The following is a 15,426-nucleotide window of genomic DNA, read 5'->3' as shown; positions in this document are numbered from 1 at the left end:
TTTACTTTTGTAGTTAAGACTTTAGTCCTCAAGAAAAGGCTAAAGCCTTTACTACGAGCTTAACCGTTTATTCTATTTGTCTTAACCTTCTGTCATTAGTTCAAAGCTTATTTAAGTGACATAGCAATAATGTTTACTTTTTTGCTTTGGAGCTTGTCTAATGAGATTAAATAAAAATCTTGGCTTGGCTAGTTTTGCTCTTGCCGTTTCTTTAGCTACTTTAGAAGCTAAACCAACACAGGCTGCTGTAGTTAATTACAACTTTACTGTAGATGCTACATCTGGTGGTAATCCTGGTCAGTATTTTGGTTCTTTTAGTTACGATGACTCGAATTTAACTGGACTTGGTGAAGAGAGTCTAGATGTCAGCAATGGATTATTATCTATTAAATTTGATTACTTGGGTACTCAATATACAGAAGTAGACGATATTGATTTCCCAACAGGGGTAGCACCATTGGTTAGCTTTAGAGATGGCAAAGTTTTAGGACTGAGTTATTTAGTGGAAAATCAATTTTTTATCGGTGGAGATTTAGATAATCCCTTCTTAGGCGGTAACATTTTTTATAGTGTTGAGAGTGCTAATTTATTCACGGCTATCCCAGTAGGCACAGTCACCTACTCTACAGTACCAGTATCAGAACCTTTGGCTGTTGTTGGTACTGCGATCGCTTCTGCTGTTGGTTTATGGACAAGCCGCCAAAAGAAAAGCACCCAATCAGCATAAAATCTGTTCTGGCAACTGATAAAAAATAAAGCTATGAACAGTTTTCTGCACATAGCTTGTTATTTTTTATCTTATGTAGTACACTTGTACTGACAAGAGAAATCCTGATTGAATCACTCCCCACTTTAACAGGTGGGGTTTTCATTTGTCTGCTTGTATGAGTTGCCAATTAAAAAACTAAAGCTCCCAAGTTACGATTTGGGAGCTAAAAATTTTGAGTTCACCGCAACGCCGTTTTACCTAAGTTTATGACCTGGTAAAACCAGGGGGGAACCGATTTTCCTCGTTTAAAGTTTCCGGGTACATGCCCGGTCTACTGCCACGAGAGATGTTTAGTTCCCTTTTTCTTAAAGACATAGATCAAAAAACTTGATGGCAGTCACCAACGTCGCAGTGCAACTAACTCATTATAGCTTTCAAAAACAGGTTGTACAAATTCAAAGTCTAAAAATTTTGGGCAGTTGACAATTGACAGTTGACATTTGACAGTAATCTCCTGCTCCCTCATCTCCTAACTGGGATACCAAATCGACTCCACTGTCCGAGCGATCGCTTCTGCATCCTTTTGGTTATGATTATTTAACAAAACTGTAACGTGTCCTAGTTTGCGTCCGGGACGAGATTCTGTTTTGCCATACCAATGGACATGAGCTTGGGGAATGGCGGCTAGTTGTTGGCGCTGACTTTGGTAATCACTTTGAGATGTTTCGTAGCCTAAAAGATTGACCATGACTGCACCAGCGCATTGTAAGGCTGGGTTGCCTAAAGATAATCCGCAAACAGCCCTCAAATGTTGTTCAAATTGCGATGTTTCACAAGCATCTAGAGAAAAATGCCCTGAATTGTGGGTGCGGGGTGCGATTTCATTGACTAAGACTTGACCATCGGCGGTAAGGAATAACTCGATGCCAAATACGCCGACTACTTCCAAACTATCTAATAGTGTACGGGCGATCGCTTCGGCGGCTGCGGCTTGCTCAGATGTAATATCAGCAGGTGCAATAACTCGTCTACAAACTTGCTGTTCTTGCTGCGTTTCTACCACAGGATAGATGACAATTTTCCCATCTAAAGAACGAGCCGCTATTACTGCTAATTCTCGTTCAAAAGGGATAAACTCTTCTATTAAAAATTCAGTGTTTGTATTTTTATCTAACTCAATTTTTGCTTGTAAAGTTGCTAAATCATGAATGATAAAAGTGCCTTGTCCGTCATAACCGTGACGGCGAGATTTTAAAACTAAAGGAAAACCCAAATTATCTATTTTGGATAACAAATTTTCTTGGTGTTCCAGTGCAAAGAATTGAGGAACAGGTAAACCTAACTTTTGTAAGTAGCAACGCTGATGATATTTATCTAACAATGGTTTTAAAGCGTCTAACTTGGGACGGAAATAGACACCTTGATTTTCTAACAGTGATAAAGCCTCTAGATTCACAAATTCATTTTCAAACGTGATGACATCACTCTTTTGAGCTAAAATCTCTGTAGCATGAGCATCATCTATCTTCGCTAATACAGTATCCTGGGCAATGGATACAGCCGGATCATTCATACTAGGAGTCTGCACTATCAACTCAACCCCTAGTTTATTGGCTGCGCTTCCCATCATCCAAGCCAGTTGTCCACCACCAATTACGCCTACACGCTTCATCGACATCCTAAAGAATCACGAGTTTCTACGCCAGTTTTTGTATTTACTCCGCTTGCTTTTGTACAAAGTTCTTTAATTTGTGCTTTATCCAAAACTGCATCAGTAAAGTCTGCGCCTTCTATGTTCACGTTAGCGAATACGGCGCGGAGTAAAAGAGCTTCTTTAAAAACGGCATCGCTTAAATTAGCCCCTGTTAAGTTTACCTGATCAACCATCGCATTCGTTAAATCCGCTCCTTGGAGATTGGCTTGTGTCATCACAGAAGCACTCAAGACTGCACCACGCAAGTCAGCACCGACGAAGTTAGCCAATTCTAAATTAGCGTTAGAGAACTCAGCCGCTTGTAGACTTTCACCTGCAAAGTTATGTCTTGATAATTCAGCATTGCTAAATGATAGGGGATGAGTCCAGTCGGCTAAGGCTGGGTATGGTAAGCAAAGTATAGAGATCGCGGATATTATAGCTAATGCGATCGTGCAGAACTTTGTTAGCTGGCTAATTCGGTTTTTGATGAACGCATAAGAATTTCTAGCATTCTGGATTGCCACTTCTTATATCCCCTATTTTTTAGTTATTTGGTATTATTTATACTTAACATTTTGTCACAAAAGTCTGATTTTAGGAAAATCGTCAATAACGTAAGAAAGTTGTTGACTGTTCAAAGCCTGAAATAGCAGGCTTGACACTCAAAGTCCCGCTACCGATAACAGCACTTTGCTCTAGCTGTCTATGTCCTGAAATTTATGACTAAATGCTGACAAACGTTTAGCTAGATATAACTTTGGGTACTAGATAAATAAGCGTTTTAGAAGATATATAAAGTATTAAGTTTAGTTTCAAGTAATTGCTCAAGCTGTAGTTTACAATTCTTGATTTTTGGCGGCGATTTTTGCGATATAAATATTTTTATTAGTTATTATGTGCGTCCTAGATTTACATTTATTTACTTTAATTTTTGTAGGTAAAGTTTATTGTCTTTTATGTTTACTAGGTAAGGTTGACTGTTAGTCTGTTAAACAAGGTGAAGCTATAGCAAGACAATGAGCATAAAAACTATATATTTATGCTGGTTAATATACTCCTTTATGTAGGATTGATTGTAATTCCTTAATTAATTACAGATTAGCTATAAATTATCTAAATTCTTATTTTTACTAAGTAAACAAACTCAACCAAAACAATCAGTAACAGTGATTATGACTCATTATTCTATTGAATGGATTGAAGCATGGTGCGAGGAAAACGGCTGGACAGAATTATTTGAAGAAAGAAGAAACCACTTTTGGGCGTTTCCTCCTGGCTGTGTAATGCCTGAACCTATTCCGAACCATGTTCTTAGAGATATTAAAGCCGAAAAAGGATTAACTTTTGATGAAAGATTGTGGTCAATATCAGCCGTAGTTAGCACAATTTTGGCGGTTATCACTACCTTTGTCTTCCGTTGTCCCATGCCATTAGTATTTGCTTTTGCTGTCAATGCCGTGACAGTGGCTCAACTTGAACCAGAGGAAGCATAGGTCATTGATTTCAGATATTAACTATTAACTGATGTATTACTGCGCTGGAAATCTTTTAACCCAAGAGCAGTTTTTAGTTATAGCTAAGGTAATCTTTTTGGGATTTCTAAACAGTCTGCTAATTGGCAAAGAATGAGTAGATGATTACCAATTAGCAGGATGATTTTGTCATGTGGTAGACAAATGCCCTATAAAAATTTTGAGGTCGTTGATGAAGACCTCAAGATCAAAATACGCGAGTGAAAAATAAGCTGAAGAAGCCCGCGCCGTGCTGCTAAGGCAGTTGGCGACGGGATTTTGTCACGCTTGCCGTGAGTAGTATTCCACAACCAGCAGTTCGTTAACTTGTAGCGCCACCCATTCACGTTCGATGACACCATTAACCTTACCAACCAACTTGTTTTTGTCAAACTCTAAGTGGCTGGGGAGGTTAGCTAAACCAGGATATTGTAGATTGTTTTCTACTAACTTCCGTGATGGTGCTTTGTCTCTAACAGCAATTTCTTCGCCGGGACGGCATTGGTAACTGGCAATATTGACCACACGACCGTTAACTGTAACATGGCCGTGATTTACTAGCTGACGAGCGGCTGGAATTGTGGGAGCCATACCCAAACGGAAAACCGTATTATCCAAGCGCATTTCTAACAGTTGTAGCAATACTTGTCCGGTAGAACCAGTTACACGTCTAGCTCGACGCACATAACGTAACAGTTGCTTTTCAGTCAAACCGTAGTTCATCCGCAGCTTTTGCTTTTCTTCTAAACGGATAGCATATTCAGAGCGCTTCTTGCGGTTCTGACCATGCTGTCCTGGTGGGTAAGCGCGTCTAGCGCTCTTACGAGTTAATCCTGGCAAATCGCCCAAGCGACGTACAATTCTAAGACGTGGCCCTCTATATCGGGACATGAGTTTCCTTAATTTAATCCTGTTTAAATTTACCCAGACATACTATTATAAGTACTTGGAAATCACAAATGCAAAAATCATTGGTCAGATCAGCAAAATTTTATTTTATATTTGCTGTTTTACCTGATTTGCCAAAGATTCGCTGCACATTTGAGTTAGCATAACGTTGGGTGTTTGGAGAACGGCAATGTGCAGAAAGAAGGTTTTTGGGTTGGAAAAACAAAAATTAGCTCTCAAAACTCGCATTATGCGGCTAACAGCGCCTGCTTTGGCTACGGCTGGGATTTTAGGGATGAGTGTCCCTGGTGTGGCTGTTACTGCCTCATACAACAATGATTATCGTGCTTGTGCAGGTAGACTCGTCAGTTTGGGAGTAACGGCACAAGCAGCAGCTGAAGGTTGTGCTACAGCACTTCGCCCAAGAGATTTATCTGCTTGTGTGCTGGATATTAGCAGAAATACTCAAATAACTGCTACTGATGCGCTTTCTGGCTGTAGAAGGGCAAGACAGCCGAGAGATTTAGCTACTTGTGCAGTTGCAGTAAGTAAAAATACTGAAGGGTCTATTAACCCAGATGTAATAAATTACTGTGGTCGTAGTTTGTTACCAGTGCGGTTTGCTCAGTGTGTTGTTGGCTTACGTAGTGAAATTAAGGAGCTACCTCCTATTCAGGCATTGGATACTTGTATTGATGGTAGCGATCGCATTAGTGGATATACTCCTCCATCAAGCTTACCAAGTCAACAAGGAGGAACACAGTTCAGCCCGACTTTTGAGACTCAACCAATGCCAGCAAGTCCTAATCAGTGATGAGTGATGAGTTAGGGTAAATCTCGTGACTCAGCACTCATGATCTGTTTAAATACTGATCATATTGTGGTGGTTGGTAATAGGTAATGGGAGAAAACAATTACCCATTAGCTATTACCACTTCAACCAATATATAAATCAGCACTAATTTCTATCTTTTGCCAATACTAGCTGCCCTTCTTTGTAAGCTTGGCGCAGAGCGATCGCTTCTGCTACGATTTGTTGGGCGGTCAATCCCTCTTCATCCATCATTTTTTGTAAAGTTGTACCAGTTTGTTCTGAGGTTTCGTGAATGGGGGGAATTTGGCAATATCTCCCGCCATTCTTTAACCGTCGCCAAATACTGGGTTTTTTGGGTCTAGCCGCTCTTGGGGTACGCTGTTTTTGAATTAGGGTACGTACCGTTTCTTGGTTAATTACACTTAAATCTAATAGTTTATCTATAACTTTTTGATACTGTTTGCTTCTCTCTGCTAGTTGATAGATTGTTCTTGGCTCAACTTGAGCAAAATCTTGAGGCTCAAACTTACCAAATGTGGCTGCAATCTTGAGGTATTTCTTTTCCTCTCCTTGCCAACCATAAATTGATAGTAATTTTTTATACTCTTTTAATGAAAGATTGTGTTTCTGTTCGGCTAGCCAGAAAGCATGACGTAAAATTGCTTTGGTGACATCAGCAAGGGTTTGAAAGGAAAATTCTGATGCGGTCACAGAATCTTCGACGTATGGCTCAAACTGGTGTGAGTTAATTTGGGTTGCAGTTACACCCTGTATTGGTGTCATCATGAGTAAATGATCTCACAGTAGGGTTTTTCTTGTGGCTAGACTGTTGCTGGCAGTTGTTTGACCCCAACAAAGTGTAATAGCCAAAACTAAAAATCAATTTAGTACAATTGTACTATATAAATCTAGAAAAAACCCTAGATATGGCCAAAATTTGTGCCAATCATCAAAACCCTTGCTGGTAAAAGAGTGTGGCTGATGTCAACTAACGGACGCTTACTTGAGCTTCCTTGTTTTTTTAATTAATTACTAAAGCCAAAAGAATATGACAGATATGTGGATAGAAGCAGTTTCTAACCACCTATTTGACTAAATTATTGTTAAATTAGTGAGTAACTGGTACAAACCGGGCAGATTTAGAGCATAACTTGCTAAAAATTAATATATTTAATCAGCAGATACAACTTGCCCATTCCTCAGTAAGTTTAATTAGCTATGCCCCTGGATTTAGAAAGATTTTATCAAGCTTGCAATCCAAGCAGACCTTTGATGATAGGTGATGCTAGCGATCGCCGTTATTATATCGATTTTGCGGCGGTACGGGGCGGGAAAATTATCGAGGCTCTATTACGTACAATTAGTAAAATATCACCGGATGCCCCTACTTGTCAGCTATTTACTGGGCATCTTGGTTGTGGCAAATCTACAGAGTTATTACGCCTCAAGGCTGAGTTAGAAGAACAACAATTCCACGTAGTTTATTTTGAGTCTACCCATGTCCTAGAAATGGCGGATGTGGATGTGACTGATATTTTACTTGCGATCGCGGGTCAGGTGAGCGAGAGTTTAGAAGCTATCAAAATTCGTCTCAAACCCAACTACTTTACTAAGTTGTTTGGGGAGGTTGTAGATTTTCTACAAACGCCAATTGAGTTAGGCGTGGAAGGTGAGTTATCTGTAGGTATTGCCAAGATTACCGCCAAGACAAAGGAAAGTCCACAATTACGGCGAAGGTTACGCGATTACTTAGAACCACGTACACAAAATATACTGCAATCAATTAATCAAGAGTTGCTGGAACGTGCCACCAAAGACCTCAAAGCTATAGGTAAAAAGGGTTTGGTAGTTATTGTTGACAACTTGGATAGGGTAGCAATTCGACCATTACCATCCGGGCGATCGCTTCCAGAATACTTGTTTATTGAACGCGGCGAACAGCTACGGAAACTCAACTGTCATGTAGTTTACACAATTCCTTTAGCGTTAACCTTCTCCAACGATAGCGCCGAACTGCAACATCGTCTGGGTGGTGGAGTCGCACCGAAAGTCTTACCAATGATACCTGTACGTCTGCGGTCTGGGGAAATATTTACGCAGGGGTTAGCACTGATGCGACAAATGGTATTAGCAAGGAGTTTCCCTGACATTCCCACAAGTGATCGGTTAGGCTTAATTACAGAAGTGTTTGATAGTTTAGAAACATTGGATAGGTTGTGTTTGATCAGTGGTGGTCATGTACGCGACTTATTAGGGTTGCTGTTTGACTGTTTGCGCGAACAAGATCCACCCTTTGGACGGGAATGTGTCGAGTTGGTTATTCAAAGACAACGGGACTACCGCGCCAACGCCATCGACCCCCACGAATGGGAGTTAATCTTCCGGGTAATGCAAGAGCAGAGGGTTAGGGGTGATATTGAATATCATGCACTATTGCGGAGCTTGTTTGTTTTTGAGTACCGCGACCATCAAGGAGCTTGGTTTGCTGTTAACCCAGTTATAGCGGAGACACAAAAGTTCAAATCATGGTTGAAGGAAACCCATCAGTCGATATAAAAGCAGCAAATGAGCGTGCTTTGAGGAGTCTTTGGAGAGCGATCGCCCTATCTCATGGTAATTTTTCTGTAGCTTTGGTTTGTTGTAATTACCGAGTCTTACAAGATCGGATACTGCAAAGACTAGATGAACTGGCGAGTGGTACTTACATTCAAAAAGTTGTTTTACCTCATAATACCAGAAGTTTATATACAACACTGCATATCAATCTACCCGAACAACAGCCGTCAGCATTGATGGTGTTAGGTTTAGAATCAGTCGATGAAATTGACGACTTACTCAGAGCAATTAATCACATTCGGGATGAATTTCCTAAACGCCATTCATTTCCGATGATTTTTTGGGTGAATGACGAAGTTTTACAAAAGGTGATGCGTTTAGCGCCTGATTTCGCCAGTTGGGCAGCGACACCGATTCGTTTTGAAATGACAACGCCAGAGTTGTTACAATTTCTGCGGGAAGAAACCGACTCTTTATTTGCCAAAGTCTTACCTAAAGATATCGGACAGCGCCAACAAGTACAAACCCCTGAAGAATACTCTACTTTAGAGCAAGTTTGGAAACGTAATAAAGAATTACACTATGGCATTTCCGAGTTACATGAACGAGGAATTACCTTAGAACCAGAATTAAATGCCAGTTTAAAATTTGTTTTTGGCTTAGATGATTACGTAAGCGATCGCATTCATCACGCCTTACATCATTTTCAGCAAAGCCTGCAAGTTTGGCAACAGCTTGTGAAAAGGGAGAGGCAGGAGGCAGGAGGCAGGAGGCAGGAGGCAGGAGGCAGCAATGAATTATCATCTCCCCCCACTCCCTCATCTTCCCCTACTCCTCCTACTCCCCCCACTGCGCCAATTCTCCGACAGGGGGTTTTGCAATTTTATATAGGATTATGTTACTGCCGTCTTGCCGAACATAATCAGCTAGAGAATCGTCGTCATTGGGATACGGCCAAATTTTACTTGCAGGAATGCTTGGAGACTTTGGAATTAGCTGGAAGACCAGATATTGCATCGGAATTTGTTGGTCAACTGGAGGAAGTTCTAGAACATCTGCAAGCTTGGGGTGAATTGCAAACTATAGCGGAAACGGCGCTAGAGTTACATCATACCTACGGTAATCATATTCAGTTAGCTTGTGATTATGGTTTTTTGGCGCAGGTAGCACTACAACAGTCGCGCTGGGTGCAGGCGAGTATTTTGGCGCATGTCTCACTTCTCAAGTTAGCTGAGGCGCAACAACTGCAAGATAGTGACCCCCATCATTGCCTGTTTCCTCTGCTGTTGGCGCAGGTATATTACCTAATTTTAGCCAAAGCCCAGCAAAATCTGGGTGAACAAGCTGTTGCCCAGGAGTATTTAGATAAAGCAGCTAGAGAATTACCATCTGCCTTAGAAAATAGTGTCCATCAATATGATGCCCATCGTTATATTAGACTGCTGCGGACTTTGCGATCGCTTTACTTTGAAGCTGGCAGATATCTAGAAGCTTACCGCATTCGCCAACAACGGCGTTCTGTAGAACAGCAGTATGGGTTACGCGCTTTTATTGGTGCGGGGAGGTTACAACCCCAAAGACAAGCGACTAACCCGGCTGTGATGTCACCCTTGGGAAGTAGTAGTGTGGCGTTAGAAATTGAGGCTTCCGGTCGAGAACAGGATATTAATAATTTAATTGGCAGAATTAGCCGCTCTGATCAAAAACTGATTGTCATTCACGGCCCATCGGGAGTAGGTAAGAGTTCGACGGTGACGGCTGGGTTAGTGCCAGCATTACAAAATCGCGCGATCGGTGATCAGTTGGCTATGCCTGTGGTATTGCAAGTATATACAGATTGGGTGCGCGAATTAGGTAAATCTTTAACTGAGGCGGTTAATCATGTGCAAGGGGAGGTTAACATTGCCCCAGAGATTTTATCAACGCCTACGCCACCAATGGGGGTAGATAATGCCCGACCTTTGGCGATCGCGGATATATTAGATCAATTACGTCAAAATGCTAACAACCATTTGATCACGGTTTTGATATTTGACCAGTTTGAGGAATTTTTCTTTGGTTATAGCGATAGACAACAAAAGCAAGAATTTGATAATTTCTTGAGCCAATGTCTCAATATATCTTTTGTCAAAATCATTCTTTCTATTAGAGAAGACTATTTACATCGTCTATTAGAATTTAAACATTTTTCTCACCTAGAAGCAATCAATAATAATATTCTTGATAAACAAATCCGTTATCAATTAAATAACTTTTCTCCCGAATACGCCAAAGTCATCATTCAAAAATTAACACAACGTTCTCAACTCAATTTAGAACCAGCCTTAATTGATGCTTTAGTTGAAGACTTATCTACAGAATTAGGAGAAGTCCGCCCCATCGAATTACAAGTAGTTGGCGCTCAATTACAAGATGAGCGAATTAATACTTTAAAAGAATATCAGCAATATCGACCAAACAAACTCATAGAAAGATATATCAAAGAACTTATAAAAGATTGTGGCCCGGAAAATGAGCGTGCAGCGTTGCTTGTTTTATATTTATTAACGGATGAGAGTAATAAACGTCCTTTTAAAACTCGTGCAGAATTAGCGTCTGAACTAGCAGAATTAGAAGATCCAGACAAACTAGAGTTAGTCTTAGATATTTTAGTTAGCTCTGGTTTAGTTGTCTTATTTCCTGATGTTCCCGAACGTTATCAACTAATTCATGATTATCTAGTAGATTTAATTCGCTTTCTCCAACAACAGGAATCAAGCTTACAGGCACAACTTAAACAATTGCGCCGTAAAGTGCAGCAAAGTCAAGTTGAAATTGCCCGACTGCAAAGCGAACTTAGACAAAAAAAGCAGCAGTCTAAAATCTTAGATCCTAATCCTCAACCGGGATTAGATTTAGTGACAGAACTGAGAGAGTTACGCAAACGCGAAGAATTAACTCAACTAGAAATTGAACAATTACGTGCAGAATTAAAAGAAAAAGAATTAACTGCCCAACTAGTAGAAAGTCAAAAACAACAAAGGCTAAGTGAAGCCAAGCTTAATCGTTCCCTAAAAATTGCCTTGGCTGCTTCTTGCCTTGCCATTTTAGGGTTAAGTTACTCTATTATTACAGCCGTAGATAACGAAATAAAAACCTTGAGTGTTTCCAGTGAAGCCTTGTTTGCTTCGCAAAAAGGACTTGATGCAGTTAAAGAAGGTGTCAAAGCTGGTAGAAAACTACAACAAGCTATTTGGGTAGATGGTTACACCAGAGAACAGGTAAAAACAGCACTCTATCAAGCAGTGGTGGGAGTGAGGGAGTACAACCGCTTGGAAGGACATATTGCTGGCGTAAATGGTACTGTATTCAGCCGCGACGGTTCCCTCATTGCTTCCGCCAGCGCTGATAATACCATCCATCTGTGGCGTAAAGATGGTACTCCGGTTAACATCTTATCCCAACATACTAATGTAGTTAACAGCGTGAGCTTTAGTCCTGATGGCTTGTTGATTGTCTCTGCTAGTCAAGACAAGACAGTTAGATTATGGAATCGAGTCGGTCAATTAGTCAAAACTTTAACAGGACATACTGATGGCGTAAATAGTGCTAGTTTCAGCCCTGACGGTTCTCTCATTGCTTCCGCTAGTAGCGACAACACCGTTAAATTATGGAGTCGAGAAGGACAATTACTCAAGACTCTATCAGGTCATAGTGATGCTGTTTTGGGTGTAGCTTGGTCAGGTGATGGTAAAACTCTTGCCTCTGTGGGTGCTGATAAAACCATCAAACTTTGGAGTCGAGAAGGTAAACTCCTCAAAAGTTGGCAAGGTCATGATGATGCTATCTTGGGTGTAGCTTGGTCGCCCAAGGATGAAACAATTGCCACTGCCAGTTTCGATAAGACTATCAGACTTTGGAATCGCCAAGGTAATTTATTAAAAACCTTATCAGGACATACGGCGGAAGTCACAGCCGTCACCTTCAGCCCCAACGGACAAACGATCGCATCTGCAAGTATCGACGCAACTATAAAATTATGGAGTCCGCAAGGTCTACTCTTAGGAACCCTCAAGGGACATAACAGTTGGGTAAATAGTGTCAATTTCAGCCCTAATGGCCGTACCCTTGTTTCTGGTAGTCGAGACAAAACGGTGATCCTTTGGCGTTGGGATCGAGTCTTATTGCGAAATCCTCAAACGGATGGTAGTGATTGGATAACAAGTGTGAGTTTTAGTCCTGATGGTAAGAATTTGGCGGCGGCGAGTCGGGATAAAACGGTGAAAATTTTGTACCCAGATGGCAAACAACTCAACATTCTTAAAGGACATACAGACTCAATTTGGGGTGTAGCTTGGTCGCCAAATCGTCAGATGATAGCCTCAGCTAGTAAAGATCAAACTGTGAAGTTGTGGAACCCACAAGGAAAATTACTCCATACCTTAGTGGGTCATCAAGATGGAGTTTTAGCTGTAGCTTGGTCATCAGATAGTCAGGTAATAGCTTCAGCTAGTAAAGATAAAACTGTGAAATTATGGAGTCGAGACGGTCAACTACTCCACACCTTACAAGGTCATACTGATGCTGTTAATTGGGTGAGTTTTAGCCCTGATGGTGAGTTGTTAGCCTCCGCCAGCGATGATACCACCATCAAATTATGGAATCGAGAAGGTCAATTAATTGGCAACCTCAAAGACCATAGCCGCCGAGTCAATGGCGTAGCATGGTCGCCAGATGGGCAGATTTTAGCTTCTGCTAGTATTGATGGCACAGTGAAACTATGGAATCGAGATGGTAGTCTGATCAAAAATCTTTCGGGTGATGGAGATAGTTTCATCAGCGTCAGTTTTAGCCCTGATGGTAAGATGTTAGCCGCCAGCAGTGATGATAAAGTCAGGCTTTGGAATCAAAAAGGGACATTGCTGATAGTCCTCAAAGGCGACAAAGAAGAGTTAACTAGTGTTACCTTCAGTCCCGACAGCCAAATTTTGGCAGTAGGTAGCGGTGATGGTCAGGTCATGTTGCGGAACTTAGCTGATATTAAATTAGAAAATTTGCTGGTGCGTGGATGTGATTCACTACATGATTATTTGAAAACTAATATGAAAGTGAGTAACAGCGATCGCACTTTATGCCCCCATATTAAGTAGCTGGCAACTTAGAATGAATTTACTCTCCTCTATTGCTTGCGGTTATGGTGAAGATTTCCCCAGAATACGGTAATAATAGTAACCCCAACTTGCCACCGTTAGAAAGTGGCGATCGCTTAACTCGTGTCGAATTTGAACGGCGCTACAACGCCATGCCTGATCTCAAAAAAGCCGAATTAATTGAAGGAATAGTTTACGTGGCATCTCCTTTGCGTTTTGAACCTCATGCCGAACCTCATGCTAATTTAATGATTTGGCTTGGTAATTATAAAGTAAGTACACCAGGAACTAGACTGGGAGATAATCCAACTTTACGACTAGATTTAGATAATGAACCCCAACCGGATGCCATTCTCTTAATTGATGCCGCTTATGGTGGTTCATCTCGTATTAGCGTCGATGGTTACGTAGAAGGCGCACCAGAATTAGTCGCAGAAGTTGCAGCCAGTAGTGCCGCCAAAGACTTGTATGATAAAAAACGTGCTTATCGTCGTAATGGCATTCAAGAGTATTTTGTTTGGCAGGTTTATGAAAAAACTGTCAGTTGGTTTAGTTTGCAGGATGGGGAATACCTACCATTAACAGCAGATGAGGCAGGCATCATTAAAAGCCAAGTCTTCCCCGGCTTGTGGTTGGATGTTGCGGCATTAGTAGCAGGAGATATGCCGCAAGTTTTGGCAGTATTGCAGCAAGGTTTAACTTCAGCCGCACATGAACAGTTTGTAGAAACAATTACAAGAGGTGTGTGAAAAGTTGAATATTAGCTTTCAAATTTCACACCACAAATCGAGTAATCTAATAACTCCATCGGATGGATGACAGAGATTTTCTTGCCTTGTAATTCTAAATGCTTAGTAATCTGCAAAGTACAACCGGGATTAGCAGAAGCAATTAACTCAGCGCCAGTATTTAATAAATTTGTCACCTTTTGCTGGCCTAATTCCTCAGCAACTTCTGGTTGCAACATATTATAAACACCCGCACTACCACAACACAAAGCTGCATCCAATGGTTCTTTCAGCTTCACACCGGGAATTTGCTTTAATAGTTGACGAGGCTGCACACTAATTTTTTGTCCATGTAATAAATGACAAGCATCTTGATAAACCAAATTCAAAGGTTTATCTGTCAGTGGTGAAAGTTTGGCTGTCAACCCTACAGTAGCCAAAAACTCTTGAGCGTCTTTCACTTTAGCAGCAAAATCTTGAGCTTTTTCCTTATATTCTGGGTCATCCGCTAAGATGTGACCATATTCTTTTAAAGTATGACCACACCCAGCAGCGTTGATAATCACATAATCAACATTAGTATCAGCAAAGCTATCTATCATTTGCCTAGCTAAAGCTTTGGCTTGTTCTGTTTGTCCTTGGTGTTCGGGAAGCGCCGCACAACAGCCTTGAGATTTAGGAATCACCACCTCACAACCATTTGCCGTTAATACTCGCACTGTCGCTTCATTAACTGGCGAGAAAAATAGTCTTTGCACACATCCTAAAATTACTCCGACTCGATAACGTTTCTCACCCTGTGCGGGAATAATAGTAGGCAGATTATCTTGGAAAGTTTTTAGCGTAATGTTTGGCAGAATTGACTCCATTGCTGCCAAGCGAGGCGAGATTTTTTTGAGTAAGCCTGTAGCGCGGATGGCTTTGGAAATGCCTGACTTTTGATAAAAGAATAAGGGTATTAATAGAATACGTAATAAATCCGGGTTGGGAAATAATGTAAATATTAATTTACGAATTAAATTATCAGAAAAACTGCGAGGATAATTACGTTCTACTTGATGACGAGTAGCAGAAATTAACTTGTCATACTGCACACCAGAAGGACAAGTGGTTACACAAGCAAGACATCCCAAACAAGAATCGAAATGTTCTACTGTAGCTGTATTAAGAGCAATTTCTCCCTCATTTATGGCATCCATTAAATAGATGCGTCCTCTAGGAGAATCCATTTCTTTCCCAATTACCCGATAGCTAGGACAAGTAGAAAGACAAAAGCCACAATGTACACAACTATCAATTAATTTTGGATCAGGTGGATGATTAGGATCAAATCCCTGTAAATTTTTGATACTAGCAGTATTATTAGTAGAATTTTCTGAAACCTGCATATTTATC

11 protein-coding genes and 1 other RNA gene are annotated in these 15,426 nt (G+C 40.9%); 6 read left to right on the top strand and 6 right to left on the bottom strand.

Going from position 1 to position 15,426, the window contains the following annotated elements; genetic code table 11:
* The first annotated feature begins 160 nt into the window (after window positions 1–160).
* The gene (locus NSMS1_RS11165; RefSeq protein ID WP_224093188.1) at window positions 161–727 is read left to right on the top strand and encodes a PEP-CTERM sorting domain-containing protein; all 567 of its coding nucleotides are present in this window, start codon (window positions 161–163) and stop codon (window positions 725–727) included.
* Window positions 728–943: 216 nt separating this feature from the next.
* On the opposite strand, the gene ssrS is transcribed toward NSMS1_RS11165, so the two are convergent.
* The 3 genes from ssrS to NSMS1_RS11150 all read right to left on the bottom strand — a co-directional run bounded on the left by ssrS (window position 944) and on the right by NSMS1_RS11150 (window position 2,854).
* Window positions 944–1,127: non-coding RNA, 6S RNA (gene ssrS, locus NSMS1_RS11160), on the bottom strand.
* A 111-nt stretch (window positions 1,128–1,238) separates the two neighbouring features.
* Window positions 1,239–2,381 (bottom strand): 5-(carboxyamino)imidazole ribonucleotide synthase, encoded by a 1,143-nt coding sequence (locus NSMS1_RS11155; protein WP_224095199.1) that lies wholly within the window; start codon window positions 2,379–2,381, stop codon window positions 1,239–1,241.
* Window positions 2,378–2,854, bottom strand: coding sequence for a pentapeptide repeat-containing protein (locus NSMS1_RS11150; protein WP_224095198.1), 477 nt, complete (start codon window positions 2,852–2,854; stop codon window positions 2,378–2,380). The genes NSMS1_RS11155 and NSMS1_RS11150 overlap by 4 nt, the downstream gene beginning before the upstream one ends.
* A 723-nt stretch (window positions 2,855–3,577) precedes the next feature.
* Between NSMS1_RS11150 and NSMS1_RS11145 the strand changes: the two genes are divergently transcribed.
* Window positions 3,578–3,898, top strand: coding sequence for a hypothetical protein (locus tag NSMS1_RS11145; protein WP_224093187.1), 321 nt, complete (start codon window positions 3,578–3,580; stop codon window positions 3,896–3,898).
* A gap of 300 nt (window positions 3,899–4,198) precedes the next feature.
* Here NSMS1_RS11145 and rpsD read toward each other — a convergent pair whose 3' ends face one another.
* Window positions 4,199–4,807 carry a 30S ribosomal protein S4 gene (gene rpsD / locus NSMS1_RS11140; RefSeq protein ID WP_224093185.1) on the bottom strand — a complete coding sequence of 203 codons (609 nt, stop codon included), beginning with the start codon at window positions 4,805–4,807 and terminating at the stop codon, window positions 4,199–4,201.
* A gap of 187 nt (window positions 4,808–4,994) precedes the next feature.
* On the opposite strand from rpsD, the gene NSMS1_RS11135 reads away from it, so the two are divergent.
* The gene (locus NSMS1_RS11135; protein WP_224093184.1) at window positions 4,995–5,618 is read left to right on the top strand and encodes a hypothetical protein; all 624 of its coding nucleotides are present in this window, start codon (window positions 4,995–4,997) and stop codon (window positions 5,616–5,618) included.
* Between the two features lie 144 nt (window positions 5,619–5,762).
* Here NSMS1_RS11135 and NSMS1_RS11130 read toward each other — a convergent pair whose 3' ends face one another.
* Window positions 5,763–6,404, bottom strand: a complete 642-nt coding sequence (locus NSMS1_RS11130; protein ID WP_224093182.1) for a hypothetical protein — start codon at window positions 6,402–6,404, stop codon at window positions 5,763–5,765.
* A 432-nt stretch (window positions 6,405–6,836) separates the two neighbouring features.
* On the opposite strand from NSMS1_RS11130, the gene NSMS1_RS11125 reads away from it, so the two are divergent.
* Genes NSMS1_RS11125 through NSMS1_RS11115 form a run of 3 tightly spaced genes read left to right on the top strand, consistent with a single transcriptional unit; the run spans window position 6,837 to window position 14,052 of the window.
* Complete coding sequence (locus NSMS1_RS11125) at window positions 6,837–8,174, top strand: P-loop NTPase fold protein (protein ID WP_224093180.1); 1,338 nt, start codon at window positions 6,837–6,839, stop codon at window positions 8,172–8,174.
* Complete coding sequence (locus tag NSMS1_RS11120; RefSeq protein WP_224093179.1) at window positions 8,144–13,303, top strand: eIF2A-related protein; 5,160 nt, start codon at window positions 8,144–8,146, stop codon at window positions 13,301–13,303. The genes NSMS1_RS11125 and NSMS1_RS11120 overlap by 31 nt, the downstream gene beginning before the upstream one ends.
* Before the next feature lie 44 nt (window positions 13,304–13,347).
* Window positions 13,348–14,052: a Uma2 family endonuclease gene (locus tag NSMS1_RS11115; protein WP_224093178.1), complete on the top strand. Its 705-nt coding sequence runs from the start codon at window positions 13,348–13,350 to the stop codon at window positions 14,050–14,052.
* Between the two features lie 11 nt (window positions 14,053–14,063).
* On the opposite strand, the gene NSMS1_RS11110 is transcribed toward NSMS1_RS11115, so the two are convergent.
* Entirely contained in the window at window positions 14,064–15,419 is a 1,356-nt protein-coding gene (locus NSMS1_RS11110) for a (Fe-S)-binding protein (protein WP_224093177.1), read from the bottom strand.
* Window positions 15,420–15,426 lie beyond the last annotated feature (7 nt).

Source organism: Nostoc sp. MS1 (assembly GCF_019976755.1).
GTDB lineage: Bacteria > Cyanobacteriota > Cyanobacteriia > Cyanobacteriales > Nostocaceae > Trichormus.
This window is presented reverse-complemented; position numbering and strand designations above follow the sequence as displayed.